Origin of the sequence: Burkholderia sp. Bp9015, assembly GCF_003853505.1 — a bacterium.
Taxonomy (GTDB): domain Bacteria; phylum Pseudomonadota; class Gammaproteobacteria; order Burkholderiales; family Burkholderiaceae; genus Burkholderia.
Genome location: NZ_QTPZ01000101.1, coordinates 1 through 575, shown reverse-complemented (window position 1 = coordinate 575; position 575 = coordinate 1). Strand labels below are relative to the sequence as shown.

Genomic DNA, 575 nt, shown 5'->3' with positions numbered 1-575 from the left:
TGCGCCGCGCCGAGCGCCGCTTCCGCTGCCTTGCCCGTGATGTTCTTCGCGCGCAGGTCCACCAGCATCACGTGGCTTTCGGTGCGCCCCGACACGATCCGCAGGCCACGCTTGACCAGCGTTTCAGCCAGCACGCGTGCGTTCTCGACCACCTTCTGCTGATATTCCTTGAACTCCGGCGACAGCGCTTCCTTGAACGCCACGGCCTTCGCCGCGATCACGTGCATCAGCGGGCCGCCCTGGATACCCGGGAAGATCGCCGAGTTGATCTGCTTCTCGTACTCGGCCTTCATCAGGATCACGCCGCCGCGCGGGCCGCGCAGGCTCTTGTGCGTCGTGGTCGTGACGAAGTCGGCGTGCGGCACCGGGTTCGGGTACACGCCCGCTGCGATCAGGCCGGCGTAGTGCGCCATGTCGACCATCAGGTACGCGCCGACCGACTTCGCGATCTTCGCCAGACGCTCGAAGTCGATCTTCAGCGCGAACGCCGACGCGCCCGCGACGATCAGCTTCGGCTTGTGCTCGTTTGCCAGCTTCTCGGCCGCGTCGTAGTCGATGTCTTCCTGTTCGTTCAG

The 575-nt window shown here is 65.6% G+C and carries 1 protein-coding gene; it reads right to left on the bottom strand.

What is annotated here, in order from left to right; genetic code table 11:
- Window positions 1–575: aminotransferase class I/II-fold pyridoxal phosphate-dependent enzyme (locus DIE12_RS37775; RefSeq protein ID WP_124551611.1), on the bottom strand; the 575-nt coding region annotated here is incomplete at both ends.